The organism is Bacillus infantis NRRL B-14911, assembly GCF_000473245.1.
Classification (GTDB): Bacteria; Bacillota; Bacilli; order Bacillales; family Cytobacillaceae; genus Bacillus_AB; species Bacillus_AB infantis.
Genome location: NC_022524.1, coordinates 3,848,456 through 3,864,075, shown reverse-complemented (window position 1 = coordinate 3,864,075; position 15,620 = coordinate 3,848,456). Strand labels below are relative to the sequence as shown.

Sequence of the window (15,620 nt, the reverse complement as noted above, 5' to 3'; positions counted from 1 at the left end):
ATATGAAAATGCCAGAATTTCATGGATAGTCTATCCGGCGGGGGAATATTAGTATATTAAGGAGGTGGATGGGCATTAAGGGGCTTGGGAGTTATTATTTAAAAATAATAATTTTCAAAAAATAAAGCTTTGACACCGTAGGGAAATGTGGCTATACTATGTTTAGATTATACTAAAAAATCAGAAAATATAAAAGTTTCCAACTCTTGAGACGTGCATTTCAAAAGAACTGGAAATGAAATGGGGGTAAATTGAATTATGGATAATCGTCCTCAATGGGGAACGAGAGCAGGTTTCATTATGGCAGCTGTCGGATCAGCGATCGGGCTGGGGAATATATGGAGATTCCCTGCCGTGGCGTATGATAATGGAGGAGGAGCTTTCTTCTTTCCTTATCTGTTTGCACTTCTGACAGCAGGGATCCCAATTCTCATCCTTGAATTTACACTGGGCCATAAGTACCGCGGCTCCGCTCCGCTTACGTATGCAAGGCTGAACAAAAAATTTGAATGGCTCGGCTGGTGGCAGGTAGCTGTTTCCTTTGTCATCTCCACATATTATGCGGTCATCATTGCGTGGGCCATGTCATTTGCAGGGTTTTCCTTTAACCAGAATTGGGGAGATGACCCGAACGGTTTCTTTTTCGGAGAATATCTTAAGCTTTCAGATGCACCGGGATCAATCAGCACGATCGTCCCAGGCGTATTCTTCCCATTGATCCTTGTATGGCTCATTACTCTTGGCGTACTGTTTAAAGGCGTGAAAAAAGGGATAGAAGTAGCGAACAAAATCTTTATTCCAGCCCTTGTTATCTTATTTTTAATCATTGTTGTTCGCGCGCTGACACTTGATGGAGCTGTCCAGGGGCTTGATGCATTCTTCAAGCCGGATTGGAGCAAGATTGCAGATCCTGGAGTATGGGTGGCCGCATATGGCCAGATCTTCTTCAGCTTATCAATCGGATTTGCGATCATGATCACGTACTCCAGCTATCTTCCAAAGAAGACGGATCTGACAAACAGTGCATTCATCACTGGATTTGCAAATTCCGGGTTTGAGCTTCTCGCCGGGATCGGCGTCTTTGCTGCACTGGGCTTCATGGCTGCACAGCAAGGCGTGCCAATCAATGAGGTTGTTAGTTCAGGTGTGGGCCTTGCTTTCGTGGTATTCCCGCAGATCATTAGTGAATTCCCTGCTTTAAACGGACTGTTTGGCTTCTTCTTCTTCCTATGCCTGGTCCTTGCAGGTCTTACATCACTCATCTCAATCGTGGAAACTTTTGTTGCCGGTGTACAGGATAAGTTCAAAGTGTCCCGTACAAAAGCAGTATTATTTGGAGGCGGGGCTTCTGCCATCATTTCCGTATTGTTTGCGACAGACAGCGGCCTCTATTTCCTTGATGCAGCTGATTACTTCATCAACCAGTTCGGTGTAGCTCTTGCAGGCCTTGTAGAGGTTGTCGTGATTGCATGGGTGCTGAGGGAGCTGAAAAGCATCCAGTCGCATGCGGACAGCGTCTCAGATATCCTTCTAGGCGCGTGGTGGAGGATCTGTCTGACTGTTATTACACCGCTGATCCTTGGCTATATGATGATCCAGAATATCTACACTAATATCAAGGACAATTACGAGGGCTACCCGACAGGCTTTATCATCTATTCAGGATGGGCGGTCGCGGTCGGCGCCATTGTACTCGGATTCATCTTCATGGCATTCAAGTGGGATAAAGGCACCATTTCTGTCCCGGATAAGAAGGGGGTTTCTCAATAATGTCTGCTAGTGCAATAACAATGATGATCGTTGGGATGCTTATCATTTGGGGAGGACTTGCTGCAAGCATTTCCTTTGCAGTTTCAAAAGCAAAAAAGTCATGAAAGCAAAGGCTGCCGAATCTTTTCGGCAGCCTTTATTTATTATCCGGGCACAATGGTTCCGACCCTTACTTCTTTTTCCGGGACTGAATCTTATCCTGCCTCTCCCACAGCCTTAGGTGCGGATAAGGATCGTAGGACCATTCCGTATACCCATTGTCTTTGTACATTCCGTAGTGAAGATGAGGCGGGAACTTCCCGGATGTTCCCGGCGGGCCATAGCCGGAGCTGCCTACACCCCCGATCAGCATGCCCGGTTCAACAATCTGCCCTGCTTTCAAATCCTTAGCAAAGCCGCTCAAATGGGCAAAATAATGATAGTTATTATTGATATCCCGGATGCCGATTCTCCAGCCGCCATACTTGTTCCAGCCTTTCATTTCTATAATGCCGTAGCTGGTGGCCCTCACGGGGACGCCGTAGTCGGCAAAAATATCTGTTCCTTCATGAATCCTTCTGCCTCCCCAGCCCCTTGCATCCCCCCAGGTATTTTTGTAGCTGTGATTGCTTCTGAAAGGAACGGGAAAGGCATGGCCGTCAAGGTCCAGCCGGCCGAAGTGTTTATAGATCTCAGCATGCCCTATGATGATCCCGACGGTTTTATCCCGTTTATAATAATCCCATAACCCAATTTTTATATTATCATGGTCAACTCCATAAGAAAGAAGAAAGTGGGCAAAAGCATAAATGACATCCTGGTCATCCTTCAATGAAGCTTTGCCATCACCATTGCCATCGACTCCCATGCCTCCGAAAAATTGGATGGAAGCAGGATGATCGTCCTCCAGATCAGGGTTTAACAGGCCGGCCCATTCTTCCGGCTTAAAATAAATTCCTGTCAGTCCCTCTGCTTTCGGGAGGTCCCGGCGCGCCTTGCGGATGCTGCGCTCATACTGGTCGACAGCCGCCAAATAATACCAGGGTATATTGGTGATGGCCTCAGTATTCTTGTATAATTGCATTCTTTTGCTGTAAATCTCCGCCAGATCCGTGCTCTCAGCCGCATCTGTCCTGGCCGGATAAAGGGAGAACAGCAGCAGAAGGGTCAAAAGTATGCGCATGGAAACCTTCCTTTCGGTCTTGTTTGCAGTTTAGTTTGTGAAAGAGCGCGCCTTTTCATCTATATCAATTAATGGTAATGATGAGAGGAATGGCTTGTTCTGCCTTCTTCATTATGTTAAAGTGACATCATGAAGTCTAAATCAGTCCGGTTTTCTGGGGACAAGATTGAATGGATGGAGTGGGAATAGTGAGCCAAAAAGAAGAATATATCCGCAAGCCTGAATGGCTGAAAATAAAATTAAATACGAATGAAAATTACAATGGCCTCAAAAAAATGATGAGGGAAAAAAACCTTCATACCGTCTGTGAGGAAGCAAAGTGTCCGAATATTCATGAATGCTGGGCAGTCAGAAGAACGGCAACTTTCATGATCCTGGGTGGCGTATGCACACGTGCATGCCGTTTTTGTGCGGTTAAAACAGGCCTTCCGAATGAGCTGGACTTACAGGAGCCGGAAAGAGTGGCAGACTCTGTTGCCCTGATGAACCTTAAGCATGCAGTTGTTACAGCTGTAGCAAGGGATGACCTTAAGGACGGAGGCGCAGCTGTATTTGCTGAAACCGTAAGGGCGATCCGCCGCAAGAGCCCATTCACAAGCATTGAGGTGCTGCCTTCAGATATGGGCGGTGTTTATGAAAACCTTAAAATGCTGATGGATGCCCGCCCTGATATCCTGAACCATAATATAGAAACGGTTGAAAGGCTGACTCCAAGAGTCCGTGCACGTGCTACATATAAGCGCTCATTGGAATTCCTGAAGCGCGCAAAAGAAATGCAGCCTGATATCCCTACAAAATCCAGCCTGATGATCGGCCTTGGCGAAACAAAAGAAGAAATCATCGCAACGATGGATGACCTTCGCGCCCATGATGTAGATATCATGACAATCGGCCAGTATCTGCAGCCTACCAAGAAGCACATAAAGGTCCAGAAATACTACCATCCGGATGAATTCCAGGAGCTGAAGGAAATTGCCATGAGCAAAGGTTTCAGCCATTGCGAGGCAGGCCCTCTGGTGCGCTCTTCCTACCATGCCGATGAGCAGGTCAACGCTGCAGCGAAGCAAAAGCAGCTGATGGGCGAGGAGCAAAGCGTCCAGCAGGCTTAAAGCAGGAAAATGGGTAAAGATAGTAAAAGAGTTCAGCGCTTGCTGAACTCTTTTTCAGTCATATCATTATTTCATTTGAGGGCTGCTGCCCTTTTTTGCTTTCGTTTTGTCCAAAGCTTCGCTAATATCGTCATGATCAGTATCGTCATTCATTTCACCCTGTGCTTCACCGTTTTCATTTTCGCCTGAGGACATTTTTCTGCCCTGCGGCGACTGAAGCATTTCTTTAATCGTTTCATTGATGGCATATTCCATGTTGCGGCTGTCTGAATCCATGGTCGCATAATTTTCCACATTTTTGCGTAAGTTGGTGTTGTCGGAAACGTATACATGGTACCAGCGCGGTATGACTGACATGGCCATTTTTTTCACCTGGTCTGCTGTTTCAGCACGGTCCTTTGAATCTGTATCATATACAAGCAGGACCTCTTCATCCGTTACAAGAGCTGATACATCATCGACATTAGGGACATCTGTGCAATATTTGGCGATGATATCGGCAACCTGCTCCCGGTTGATGGCAGCATAATGGTCATTGGAAGAGTTGTCTCCCGGGATCGGGCTTCTTTGGTGGCGGACATAACCATAGCTTTCGCTCATATTATTGCCGCGCCTGTAATTCTGGTTGTACAATTCAGGACGCTGATCATTCACGTTGATCGTATTGCCGCTTTCCTCATACATTTCATCCTTGGAGGAAAAGTTCTGGCAGGCAGCAAGAGCTGAAAGGCTGCAAATACCTATTATGATGATGGACTTCTTCAATTGAAACACCCCCTCATTACTATCATGACCATGTGTATACTTTTTTTTCTTAGTAATTGATGGGGAATCAGTTATAATTTAAGTAGCAGGAAGGGAAAAGGCAAAGAGACATGAGAGGTGATAGACATGGTTTGCATCAATAATATCTGTTATGAGCTGATTGAAGAGAGAACAGATGGGTTTAATGAAGAGGCCTTCCGAGGAAGGTACAGCGAGATCCTGACAAAGTATGATTATATTGTGGGGGACTGGGGCTATGGGCAGCTGAGGCTCAGGGGCTTTTTTGACGACCAGAACCAGAAAGCCACTTTTGATACGAAGATAAGCACGCTGACTGAATATCTTTATGAGTATTGCAATTTTGGGTGCCCATACTTTGTTGTAAAAAAGATAAAAGCCTGACAAGAGCCGATGAACGGCTCTTGTTTTGTCTTATTTTGAGGTATATGGCGGCTCTTCATTCTTATCTGGATCATCATGGGTCGGGTGGGCCCCCTCCATCTGCCTCGGGAGGTTTTGATGGAGGGATTTGAACTCATAATTAAAGGCGCTGTAATAGCGCTGGCCCTCCCGCCAAGGGGTACTTTTATTCTCGACAGGTTGATCCTTCCCTCTCGGAGAGCCATAAGGACCTTCCGGAAGCGTTTCAGGTACAAGGAAATTGCGCTGGGTCTCCACGTTTGAAAAGTCAGTATAAGTTTCTTTTTCTTTATCATCGCTCATTCTATCACCTCCTGCCTAGTATCTGCATTCCTTCACAAGATATAAGGGGCAAGATGGCGCAAAAAGGCATTAAATCATTTCATATAAGAATGACCGCAGCTCTTCCGCATCTTCTTCAGACAGCTTAAAGGCAAATTCAAGGTATCCTTCTTCTTTCAGGTCATCGGGACCGATGATGGCAAACCGGCTGCCCTGGATATCAAGGACAAGCTGCTTTCCATAATAGCGGGACGACTGGATAATGGCGAGGTCGAAGCGCTGGTTTTCACCCATAAAACTGACGAATCTTGTTTTCGTTTCTTCTAAATCATCATATAAAAAAAATCTTTCGGACATCCTGCCGATTCCTCCTTGAGCTTCTTATTATCCTTATCTTATCAGAAGCTGCCCACTTGAAGCACTGTGATTTTATTCTATTTACCGTAATGAAAAAAACGGATTCTTGAAAATTATGGTACAATAGATTCATGAAAAATGCCGACTCCTGAGAGGAATGAGACAAATGGTCCATAAAAGCAGACAAAAGCTCCGCAATTTTTTCAACTGGGGAAAGATTGTATTCCCGCTATCCAGCATCCGTTATTATCCTCCCCAGTTCATCCTTAGGGACCCGATCATCCAGGGTGTCAAACGGGCATTCCGTAAAGGATCTGAGGTAGCTGTCGCGGTCTTTACTATCAAGAATCTGAGAGAGATTTCAGACCAGCTTGGCCAAACCGGCTATTTTGCTTACATATCCAGCATTAAAAGGGAGTTCTGCCATACAATCCAGGGTGAATTGAAGGAAGAGGAGGTTATTCTCCTTCATGATCATTACAGCGACGGGCTTACTCTTTTCATTGAGGTAGGGCATGAACGCTATTGCATCTCGGAGATTGAGGGAATTATGAAGAAAATCCTCAGGGAATCAGAACGGAATCTCCTGCTGAGCCATCCGGCAGTCAATCCTCAGATTGAAACCGGATACATGTTTATTGAGAAAAAGCATTATTCTATAGAAGAAGCCGTACTGAAGGCCCATCAGCAGGCACTTGCCATGGCGGAAAAAAGGGTGCAGTCCGATTTCAATGAAATGCTGTACAGCATGAGCAAAATCGTCGCAAAGAAAGAGATCCGCCTTCTCGCCCAGCCTATTCTTGATGTGGCTACAAAGGAAGTGAAGGCATGGGAGATGCTGACCCGCGGTCCGGAGGGGACCCCGCTTGAAAATCCGCTTCAGCTCTTTTCAGTCGCAAGGCAGACAGGCATGCTTTATGACCTTGAAATGATCGTGATGGAAAAGATACTCGAACAGATTGAAACGACCGGCTGCCAGCAGGATATTTTCATTAACTTCACACCGATCACCCTGGGCAACCAGCTTTTTGTCAGGGACATTAAAAAACTGCTTGCCAGGCATAAAGGGATCAGCCCTCGCCAGATGACAATCGAGGTGACTGAAAGGGATTCAATTGAAGGAATGGAGTATTTTATTTACAATATAAAGGTACTCAGGACTTTAGGATTCCGGATTGCCATCGATGATACAGGAGCAGGATATGCCAGCTTGAACTCTATTACGGAAATCATGCCGGACATCATCAAGATCGACCGTTCCGTCATTCAGAATATCGACAAAAATACGGTAAAGGAATCCATGCTTAAAGGCCTGCTCCTGGTGGCAAAAGAAACCGGCTCCCTGGTGGTGGCAGAAGGTATTGAAAGCGAAGAGGAGGCGATTGTCCTCTTCCGCAATAAAGTGGACCTGGCACAGGGTTATTTTTATGCCCGGCCTGATCTGCTTCAAAAAGGCCTGTTGTCATCATAGGGGTCAATTGAAAGGATGAACCTTTATGTATTTTGTGGACAGGGAAAAGATTGAAGAGATACTCGTATTTTTTGAAAAGCAAACTGCCCTTTTCGAGGGAAAGGACAATTGGGACAGTGAGATTGAAAGGGCAGCACTGGAACGGGTTTCCCATCTGCTGATCGAAGCGATCCTTGATGTCGGCAACAGCATAATAGACGGCTTTATTATGAGGGACCCGGGCAGCTATGAAGATATCGTGGATATCCTTGAAGATGAAAAAGTGATCTCAAGTGATATGGCAGGCAGCTATAAAGCGATCATCCAATACCGCAAGGAACTGGTCCAAAACTATACAAGCATCAGCCACACGGAGCTGCAGAAAGCTTTTACTGATCATCTGGATGATATTAAAAGATTCGCACCCGCTGTAAGGTCATATATCCTCAATGAACTTGGACCGGTATCGGCATTCAAGAACTGACCGGAGAAAGCTGAATCCTTTGGAGGGAAAAGCCTTTTCCTTTATACTAAAGCCAAGACCTTATGGTTTTGGCCTTGGCAGAATAAGACGCTAGTCAAAAAAGGCTCTTGGAAAAGAGCTTTTTTTGCATTTTAATTTTAAACAGGGGCAAAACAAAATAGAATGAGGCAATTACAGGCAGGAGTTGGATATTTTGAAGGATTATAAAGGCTATTTAATTGATTTGGATGGGACTATGTACCGTGGAACAGAATTGATCCAGGAAGCCGCTGATTTCGTCAAAAAGCTCAAAGAGAGAGGCATTCCTTATTTGTTCGTGACCAATAACTCTTCACGCACCCCCCAGCAGGTTGCTGCGAAGCTGAGGGATTTTGATATACCTGCTGAAGAAGAGCAGGTCTTTACGACAAGCATGGCAACAGCAAGCTTTATTGCGGAAGAAAAGAAGGATGCCTCTGTATATGTCATTGGGGAAGAAGGGATCCGCACGGCGATTGAAGATGAAGGCCTTTCATTTGCAAATGAAGATGCAGATTATGTTGTTGTGGGAATCGACCGTTCAATCAACTATGAAAAGCTTGCCATCGGCTGTCTGGCCGTGCGCAGGGGCGCAAAATTCATTTCCACAAATGGAGATATCGCGCTGCCGACTGAAAGGGGCTTTCTTCCGGGCAATGGATCCATCACCTCTGTAATCACTGTTTCAACTCAAACCGAACCGCTGTTCATCGGCAAGCCGGAGTCAATCATCATGGAGCAGGCATTAAAGGTAATCGGCACCAGCAAGGACGAGACATTGATGGTAGGCGACAACTATGATACCGACATTCTGGCAGGGATGAATGCGGGAATGGATACCCTTCTTGTCCATACCGGCGTGACAACAAAGGAACTGCTCGAAGGTTATGAAAAGAAGCCGACATATGTCATGGATTCGCTCGACCAATGGAAGTTTTAATAAAGGCACGAAAGAATGGCTGCAGAAATTCTGCGGTCTTTTTTTGTGCATGATTTCTTCCCATATTCTTCTGCATCCCTTCCCAATTTGGTAACAGTTTGGTCATATTTGCCCGGTAATATAAAAATCAAGCAAAGTATTAAATAATCTATTAGGAGGATTCAGAATGATGGATTCCAATGATAAATATAACCAGGAAGAAACTAAATCAAAGCTAAGGAAGGGCAAAGGCATACTGTCAGTTGTTGCAGCCGGGGTGATCGGTTCTGCGCTGACATTGTATGCCGCACCTTACACTGATTATATTAGGGACCAATTCCCTCAGGCAGCCGCAAGCCAGGATGTGTCAGGAGGACAGGCATCCAGCACCGCTGATGCCAATAAAACGGGCATCATTCCTGAGCAGACTAGTGCTCATACAGAAGGCTCTCTTGCTGATATAGTCGAAGGTGCATCAAAAGCGATTGTGGGAATCGTGAAATCGGAGAATCGAGCCAATCAATTTTCAAACACCAGCCAAACGGTGGAAAGCGGTTCAGGCTCAGGTGTGATATTTAAAAAAGAGAATGGAAGCGCCTATATCCTGACAAACAACCATGTTGTCGAGGGGGCCAGCAAGATTGATATTTCCCTTCATGACGGCCAGAAAACAACTGCAGAGCTAGTCGGAGCAGATGCACTGACAGATTTGGCAGTGTTGAGGATGGATGAAAAGTATGCCGATACTCTGCTGGGCTTTGGTGATTCATCCAAGCTGAGGCCTGGAGACCAGGTGCTCGCGATAGGAAACCCGCTCGGTCTTGACCTTTCAAGAACAGTCACACAGGGGATTGTCAGTGCGGTGGACCGCTCAATCTCTGTTGATACTTCTGCCGGCAGCTGGGATATGAATGTCATCCAGACAGATGCAGCAATCAATCCGGGGAACAGCGGCGGGGCATTGATAAATACTGCAGGGGAAGTAATCGGCATCAACAGTCTGAAAATTTCCGAAAGCGGGGTAGAAGGCCTTGGTTTTGCCATCCCTTCCAATGATCTTCAGCCGATCGTGGAGGAAATCATGGCAAATGGCAAGGTAGAGCGTCCTTATGCAGGGGTCGGTCTTGCCGGTCTTCAGGAAGTCCCTCAAGGGTATCTGCAAAACCTGCCGCAGGATGTCACCAAAGGAGCATTTATTGCCAATATTGATCCTGAATCTGCTGCAGCCAAGGCAGGCCTGAAAACGGGAGACGTGATTATTGCCATTAATGATACAGAGATTGGCAGTCCGGATGACTTTAGGAAGTATCTGTATACCAAGCTGAAAACAGGCGATAAAGCGGAGCTGTCACTTTACCGAAATGGTGAAAAAATGAATATCACTATGGAATTGGGGACAAAAACAATTACAGATTAAAAGTCCGCCGCCGGACTGTATGCCACATTTTAAATAATAGAATGGAAAGGAAGTTATGATGGGGTTTTTAACAAAGAAAATCGGATTAGGGATATTGGTGCTTATTTTGGCAGCTGCAGGTACTGCTGCCTTCTTTCTTTCAAAGGAGCCGGCTGTAGCAAGTGTGGGCAGCGAAAGTATAAAAAAAGAAGAGCTCTACAGCCTGCTGGTCAAGCAATATGGAGATGAGGCTCTGGACGCGCTTGTAACGGACAAGATCATTGAAATGGAGGCAAAGAAGGAAAAAGTAACAATAAGCAACAAGGAAAAAGAAGAAGAGCTGAAAAATCTGAAAGAATCATATGGCGGGGAGGAGGGCTTCAAAGCTGCACTTGAACAGAGTGGTGTTACAGAAGCCGGAATAGCAGAGGATATTGAAAAATACTTAAAAACAGAAAAGCTCCTCGAGCCGCGAATTGATTTAAAAGAAGATGAAATCAAAGCTTATTTTGAAGAAAATAAAGATCAGTTTGCCCAGCAGGAGCAGGTAAAGGCAAGCCATATCCTAGTTGAAGATGAAGCGACAGCAAAAGAAGTCAAATCCAAGCTGGACAAAGGAGAAGAATTTGCCGATCTGGCAAAAGAATACTCCACCGATGCTTCCAATGCCGAATCAGGCGGCGAGCTCGGCTATTTCGGAAAGGGAGAAATGGAAGCTGCGTTTGAGGAAGCTGCCTTTGAGTTGAAAGCTAATGAAATAAGCGGGCCAGTCAAAACCGATTACGGCTACCATATCATTAAAGTGGAAGATAAAAAGGAAGCAAAAGAAGCTGTGTACGAAGACAGCAAAGAAGCAGCGAAAAAGGCACTTTTTGACGAAAGGATGCAGACTGAGTACTATAACTGGCTTGAAGAGAAAAAGGAAGAATATAAAATCGAGAAAAATATGAATGCCTAAGATTTGGAGCAGCCTTCCCTCTTATTCCTGGATAATAGACAATTAGCAAAACGAAAGAGCTTAGGTTCCAATATGGGGAAGTGGCTCCCGATTTAATTAGAGAAATCATGTTGGACAAAGCCTGATAGACAGTCTATCAGGCTTTTGCGTTTAAGTTTAAACAGGCTGCACCGGCTGGCTGACGACCAAGTCTGCCCCTTCCAGCGGCCGGACAGTTTCTAAGTAATGATCTTCCGCCTTCCAGTATCTGTTTTCAAACTTGTCCACTTTTTGTCTGGTGGCTTCTTTTTCGCGTTTGAATCTTGTCTCTCTCGGACAGTCCAGGTAAACGATATAATCAAGATGGTTTCTCCATTCGGGACGCTGCAGAAAGACGCCTTCGATGATGATGAGGCATTTCCGGGGAATGGTGGTATTTTTAAGAAAATGGCTGTCATTTTGTTCGACATAGAACCTTAAGGTAAGTTCTGTTCCGGTATGTACTTTTGAAAACAGCTCCTGCTTTAAGTATTCTGCATCCCATTGAAGGAAGTAGTATTCGTACCATTCTTCGTTTCCTGTGTTGTATCTTTTATTCCGGTCTTCTATATAATCATCGAGATGAAAGATGACTGCGGGGTGTCCTTCTGCCTGCAGCCATTGTTTGAGCCTATTGACGAGTGTGGTTTTTCCTGAGCGGCTGAGTCCATCTATTCCGAGGATGAACCGGTCGTTTTGGAGCCCTTTTTCGATTGCTTGCTTCAGGTGGTTGATATCCATTTTCCGTTCCTCCCGTTTCTTGTTATCTCTGAAATCTTAGCATGGAATTTTTATTGTGTACAATTTTTCCAGGGATGTAAAAACACTGCCTAAATGGGGGCTGTTGATTTGCGTTGCAGGCACTTCGCTTTCCGCGGGGCGAAGTTGAGCCTCCTTGGAGCGAGCTCTTGCTGGGTCTCAGTTCTGCCGCTATTTCCCACAGGAGTCTGCGTGCCTTCCACTCCAGTCAACAGGGTTTTTATAATTTTTTGGGTGATTTCTCTTTAGGAAAACGGGACGTTTTTTTGATGAGTTTTTGTTTTTAAAGGGGCGTTGCAGGCACTTTGCTATCCGTGGGGGAAAGCTAAATTTCCTCGGGCTATTAATAAGCGGAGATTTTCCTGTTAAATTGTTAATATGCCATGAATGGGTCTATATAAGCGGAGATTTTCCGGTTAAGCGAAGCAAAATGGTCGATTATCCTTTTTTTTGGGTCGATAGGCGGAATTTCTCCTTCTATTTAAGCTGATTTTAGAGCTCTATTTAAATTAGCGGGAATTTCTCCGCTTATTGTCAACCCGCGCTGAACCTCATCCTGTTCCTGGAGTCGGCTCTTTTGGTCAGGGGGGGGTATGGGGAAAAATTGCTCTTTTAAAAGGTATTCTTGACTCATAATGAATCGGTTATTAAACAATGAGGGTGCTTACCTTCAACAGCATGCTATTTTTATAAAAAGGCTCAGAGCATAATGGCTCCGAGCTTTTTTGTGTGTAAATATTATTGCTAAAAAGTCTGCGAAATGCACTGCCAATCCGCACTTGGCACTTCAAAACCGAAACCTTACCAACAGAAGGCTGTTTATTCTTCTATTCGACTTTAGCAGCGCCATGGGCCAGGCGGCTTGAGGCGGCTGCTGCGATGGCGCCTACGATGTCGTCCAGGAAGGTGTGGCATTTGCCGGAGGATTTATCGTTTAGGTCTTTTAGGATGCCGGGCTTCAGTTTATCGATATATCCGTAGTTTGTAAAACCGATGCTGCCATAGACATTGACGATGGAGAAAGCGAGTACTTCGTCGACGCCATAGAGACTTTCATCGGTTTCTATGATTTTTTGGAGAGGCTGGTCAAGCATTCCTTTTTCACCGAGCATATCAAGCTGGATCCCGGTCAGGATGGCGTTTTGGACTTCCCTTTTGGACAGGACGCGCTCAACGTTGTGAAGGCAGTCCTTCATTTCAAGATTAGGGTGGTACTTTTCCTGAAGAAAGAAAACTAAATCTGCGATATCCTGTACGGTTACCCCTCTTTCAAGCAGCCATCTGCGGGCTGTCTGTTCTGTCAGGTCAACAACTTCTTTTTGTTCTTCAGACATTTGCCTCACCTTTTCTTGTTTTTTTCTAATGTATATACCGGCACAGCCGCAAATATACCTAAACAGGACATGCGGCTCCCGTGGCCTGTCTACTTCATTTTTTCCCTGAAGGCATGGGTTATGCAAGAAACAAACAAGTTTTTGCGGCGGGCACATATAAATGAGATATAAGCGATTAGCGAATGAAGAGGTGTTTCTATGCTCAGGCAAATGCTTAAGCAACATTTTGGCATACAGGCGGAGGAAGAATTGAGAATCGGGCTGCATGAAGCGTTCAAAAAGGATAACCAGCTTTATATACCGATGGAGGTTGGCCTGGAGGAAGAGGATCTGGCGGAGCTTAGCCTGATTGCCAGCCATCTGCAGCAAACCGGCGATAAGACTGTAAGCACTTTCCTGCAGACAACTGAAGGTAAACACTCAAGCGTGTGGGAGCAAAAGAGCTATTGTGTATTGAAGTGCCCGAATGCCCAGCCGCGCAAAGGCTATCAGTCTGGCAGGAAGCTTGCCAAGTTCCATTATCGCGGCAGGCTTATTTCCTCACCGATCACCCGGACAAGCAGGATCGGGCAGTGGAAGCAGCTCTGGGAAAAGAGGCTGGATCAGATGGAGAAGGTTTGGAATAGCATGCTTTTTCAGCAGCCGGAGCATGAACTGGACCGGATGTTTCTGGAAACATTCCCCTACTATATGGGCCTGGCCGAGAACTCCATCCAATATCTGGCTGATGCAGAGCTGGATGATGAGCCAGGGCCTGCGGACAGCGGGACTGTCTGCCATGAGCGTTTTGTTTCCTCCACATGGGGAAGTGATGATTATCTGATCAAAAGCCCGTTTGACTGGGTCTTTGATCATGCAAGCCGCGATCTGGCAGAATGGTCCAGGGAAAGGTACTTCCGGAACATCAAAACTTATCAGCCAGGGCTATCACAGTATCTGAAGGAGTACCAGACAGTTGAGCCGCTGACCTCTTTTTCGTGGCGGCTGCTGTATGCACGCCTTCTGTTCCCGCTTCACTATTTTGAGTGCATTGAGAATTATTATGGGAATCCGACAGAGCATCAAAGGCATCTTTCAGAAGAGCAGCTGGGCCGTTTCCTGCAGCATACAGGCGACCATGAAGAGTTTCTGGGAAAGTTTTTTGAGATGGCAGAAGTCCCTGCTGCCAAAATGAAACTCCCTCCTGTAGACTGGCTGAAACGATAGCGGACTCAGCAGGGCTGTGAAAGGGCTTTTCCTTTGAATTGCCATTTCTTCCTTTTATAATGGGGAGGTACTGAACTTTTACGGCAAACTGCTGGGAGGCATATGATTGATGAAGGATAGAGTGTATATTACAAGAAAGCTGCCGGAAGAAACGATTTCCGGCTTAAAAGAGCATTATCATGTGGAGATGTGGGATAAGGAAGACATACCTGTTCCGGCTGAGGTTCTCAGGGAAAAGGCTAAAGAGGCATCGGCGCTGCTTACGATGCTTTCAGATTCCATAGATGGTGATTTGCTGGCGGAAGCGCACCGATTGAAGGTTGTAGCCAACCTTGCAGTCGGTTATGACAATATTGATGTGAAGGCTGCAGCGGAAAAAGGGATCACTGTGGCGAATACCCCTGATGTGCTTACTGATACTACAGCTGATCTGACCTTTGCTTTATTAATGGCGGCAGCCCGGAGGATCACGGAAAGCGCAGAATATGTGAAAGAGGGGAAATGGAAGAGCTGGAGTCCGCTCCTTCTTGCCGGCCAGGATATCCATCATAAGACCATCGGGATTGTTGGAATGGGGAATATCGGCCAGGCTGTGGCAAAGCGGGCAAAAGGCTTTGACATGAACATCCTTTATCATAACAGATCAAGAAGGCCTGAGGCGGAAGAAAAGCTCGGAGCTGTCTACGCTTCATTCGAGGAGCTGTGCGAGCAGTCGGATTATGTTGTATGCCTTGCACCGCTGAATGAGTCGACGAAAAATCTTTTCACCGAAGAGGCCTTCCGAAGAATGAAGAACTCCGCCATTTTCATTAATGCAGGCCGCGGCGCCATTGTGGATGAAGACGCACTTTACCGTGCTCTTCTTGATGGGGAAATCAGCGGAGCCGGGCTTGACGTCTTTGTAAAAGAACCAATTGGAAAGGACCATCCTCTCCTCAGTCTGTCCAATGTTGTCGCCCTTCCGCATATCGGCAGCTCCAGCACGGAAACCAGAATGGAGATGGCCAGGCTTTGCGCCGAAAACATCAATCTTGTTTTATCAGGCAAGCAGGCAAAAACGCCGGTACATATTTAATGATTGAAGGAGGCCCGGCTTTTTGCCGGGCTTTTGGTTTAGTGGAGGAGTGGCCGGGCTGCGGAGGGGGATATTGCTATTGGCGGAGATACAGGCTGGTGTTTCCATACGATTGTCAGGGGTAAGTCAGATCATGAA

17 protein-coding genes are annotated in these 15,620 nt (G+C 46.0%); 11 read left to right on the top strand and 6 right to left on the bottom strand.

The features are described 5' to 3' along the window. The first annotated feature begins 258 nt into the window (after positions 1–258). Positions 259–1,770 (top strand): sodium-dependent transporter, encoded by a 1,512-nt coding sequence (locus N288_RS19565; protein ID WP_035401234.1) that lies wholly within the window; start codon positions 259–261, stop codon positions 1,768–1,770. Further along, positions 1,770–1,874, top strand: a complete 105-nt coding sequence (locus tag N288_RS24875) for a methionine/alanine import family NSS transporter small subunit (protein WP_022544349.1) — start codon at positions 1,770–1,772, stop codon at positions 1,872–1,874. Before N288_RS19565 ends, N288_RS24875 begins: the two co-directional genes overlap by 1 nt. Positions 1,875–1,939: 65 nt before the next feature. On the opposite strand, the gene N288_RS19560 is transcribed toward N288_RS24875, so the two are convergent. After that, the gene (locus N288_RS19560; RefSeq protein WP_022544348.1) at positions 1,940–2,932 is read right to left on the bottom strand and encodes a M23 family metallopeptidase; all 993 of its coding nucleotides are present in this window, start codon (positions 2,930–2,932) and stop codon (positions 1,940–1,942) included. Positions 2,933–3,120: 188 nt separating this feature from the next. Between N288_RS19560 and lipA the strand changes: the two genes are divergently transcribed. Beyond that, a complete protein-coding gene (lipA, locus tag N288_RS19555; protein ID WP_041825247.1) occupies positions 3,121–4,041 on the top strand; it encodes a lipoyl synthase in 921 nt (306 codons plus the stop codon). 66 nt (positions 4,042–4,107) lie between these two features. Here lipA and N288_RS19550 read toward each other — a convergent pair whose 3' ends face one another. Continuing rightward, positions 4,108–4,806 (bottom strand): YhcN/YlaJ family sporulation lipoprotein, encoded by a 699-nt coding sequence (locus N288_RS19550; RefSeq protein WP_009791459.1) that lies wholly within the window; start codon positions 4,804–4,806, stop codon positions 4,108–4,110. Between the two features lie 126 nt (positions 4,807–4,932). Between N288_RS19550 and N288_RS19545 the strand changes: the two genes are divergently transcribed. Next, positions 4,933–5,208, top strand: a complete 276-nt coding sequence (locus N288_RS19545; protein WP_009791458.1) for a YutD family protein — start codon at positions 4,933–4,935, stop codon at positions 5,206–5,208. A gap of 30 nt (positions 5,209–5,238) precedes the next feature. Here N288_RS19545 and N288_RS19540 read toward each other — a convergent pair whose 3' ends face one another. After that, positions 5,239–5,529 carry a hypothetical protein gene (locus N288_RS19540; RefSeq protein ID WP_009791457.1) on the bottom strand — a complete coding sequence of 97 codons (291 nt, stop codon included), beginning with the start codon at positions 5,527–5,529 and terminating at the stop codon, positions 5,239–5,241. 69 nt (positions 5,530–5,598) lie between these two features. After that, positions 5,599–5,865 (bottom strand): DUF3055 domain-containing protein, encoded by a 267-nt coding sequence (locus N288_RS19535; protein ID WP_009791456.1) that lies wholly within the window; start codon positions 5,863–5,865, stop codon positions 5,599–5,601. Positions 5,866–6,031: 166 nt separating this feature from the next. Between N288_RS19535 and N288_RS19530 the strand changes: the two genes are divergently transcribed. From N288_RS19530 to N288_RS19510, 5 genes are all read left to right on the top strand, one after another. Continuing rightward, positions 6,032–7,336, top strand: a complete 1,305-nt coding sequence (locus tag N288_RS19530; protein ID WP_009791455.1) for an EAL domain-containing protein — start codon at positions 6,032–6,034, stop codon at positions 7,334–7,336. Between the two features lie 25 nt (positions 7,337–7,361). Continuing rightward, positions 7,362–7,799, top strand: coding sequence for a type VII toxin-antitoxin system HepT family RNase toxin (gene hepT, locus N288_RS19525; RefSeq protein ID WP_009791454.1), 438 nt, complete (start codon positions 7,362–7,364; stop codon positions 7,797–7,799). Positions 7,800–7,992: 193 nt separating this feature from the next. Continuing rightward, on the top strand, positions 7,993–8,757 hold the full coding sequence (locus N288_RS19520) for a TIGR01457 family HAD-type hydrolase (protein WP_022544346.1): 765 nt from the start codon (positions 7,993–7,995) through the stop codon (positions 8,755–8,757). A 166-nt stretch (positions 8,758–8,923) separates the two neighbouring features. Then, the gene (locus N288_RS19515; RefSeq protein WP_009791451.1) at positions 8,924–10,153 is read left to right on the top strand and encodes a S1C family serine protease; all 1,230 of its coding nucleotides are present in this window, start codon (positions 8,924–8,926) and stop codon (positions 10,151–10,153) included. 55 nt (positions 10,154–10,208) lie between these two features. Further along, complete coding sequence (locus N288_RS19510; RefSeq protein WP_009791450.1) at positions 10,209–11,090, top strand: peptidylprolyl isomerase; 882 nt, start codon at positions 10,209–10,211, stop codon at positions 11,088–11,090. A 156-nt stretch (positions 11,091–11,246) separates the two neighbouring features. Here N288_RS19510 and N288_RS19505 read toward each other — a convergent pair whose 3' ends face one another. Beyond that, the gene (locus N288_RS19505) at positions 11,247–11,849 is read right to left on the bottom strand and encodes a kinase (RefSeq protein WP_009791449.1); all 603 of its coding nucleotides are present in this window, start codon (positions 11,847–11,849) and stop codon (positions 11,247–11,249) included. A gap of 845 nt (positions 11,850–12,694) precedes the next feature. Further along, positions 12,695–13,201, bottom strand: a complete 507-nt coding sequence (locus N288_RS19500; RefSeq protein ID WP_009791447.1) for a phosphatidylglycerophosphatase A family protein — start codon at positions 13,199–13,201, stop codon at positions 12,695–12,697. 198 nt (positions 13,202–13,399) lie between these two features. Here N288_RS19500 and yutH point away from each other — a divergent pair, with 198 nt between their 5' ends. Further along, entirely contained in the window at positions 13,400–14,407 is a 1,008-nt protein-coding gene (gene yutH / locus N288_RS19495; protein WP_009791446.1) for a spore coat putative kinase YutH, read from the top strand. Positions 14,408–14,513: 106 nt separating this feature from the next. Beyond that, on the top strand, positions 14,514–15,482 hold the full coding sequence (locus N288_RS19490; RefSeq protein ID WP_170939609.1) for a 2-hydroxyacid dehydrogenase: 969 nt from the start codon (positions 14,514–14,516) through the stop codon (positions 15,480–15,482). Positions 15,483–15,620: the final 138 nt, after the last annotated feature.

Bases quoted from the DNA above. Each gene is read 5' to 3' on its own strand.
- N288_RS19565 (WP_035401234.1), top strand. From the start codon at position 259: ATGGATAATCGTCCTCAATGGGGAACGAGAGCAGGTTTCATTATGGCA.
- N288_RS24875 (WP_022544349.1), top strand. From the start codon at position 1,770: ATGTCTGCTAGTGCAATAACAATGATGATCGTTGGGATGCTTATCATT.
- N288_RS19560 (WP_022544348.1), bottom strand. From the start codon at position 2,932: ATGCGCATACTTTTGACCCTTCTGCTGCTGTTCTCCCTTTATCCGGCC.
- N288_RS19545 (WP_009791458.1), top strand. From the start codon at position 4,933: ATGGTTTGCATCAATAATATCTGTTATGAGCTGATTGAAGAGAGAACA.
- N288_RS19540 (WP_009791457.1), bottom strand. From the start codon at position 5,529: ATGAGCGATGATAAAGAAAAAGAAACTTATACTGACTTTTCAAACGTG.
- N288_RS19535 (WP_009791456.1), bottom strand. From the start codon at position 5,865: ATGTCCGAAAGATTTTTTTTATATGATGATTTAGAAGAAACGAAAACA.
- N288_RS19530 (WP_009791455.1), top strand. From the start codon at position 6,032: ATGGTCCATAAAAGCAGACAAAAGCTCCGCAATTTTTTCAACTGGGGA.
- hepT (WP_009791454.1), top strand. From the start codon at position 7,362: ATGTATTTTGTGGACAGGGAAAAGATTGAAGAGATACTCGTATTTTTT.
- N288_RS19515 (WP_009791451.1), top strand. From the start codon at position 8,924: ATGATGGATTCCAATGATAAATATAACCAGGAAGAAACTAAATCAAAG.
- N288_RS19510 (WP_009791450.1), top strand. From the start codon at position 10,209: ATGATGGGGTTTTTAACAAAGAAAATCGGATTAGGGATATTGGTGCTT.
- N288_RS19505 (WP_009791449.1), bottom strand. From the start codon at position 11,849: ATGGATATCAACCACCTGAAGCAAGCAATCGAAAAAGGGCTCCAAAAC.
- N288_RS19500 (WP_009791447.1), bottom strand. From the start codon at position 13,201: ATGTCTGAAGAACAAAAAGAAGTTGTTGACCTGACAGAACAGACAGCC.
- yutH (WP_009791446.1), top strand. From the start codon at position 13,400: ATGCTCAGGCAAATGCTTAAGCAACATTTTGGCATACAGGCGGAGGAA.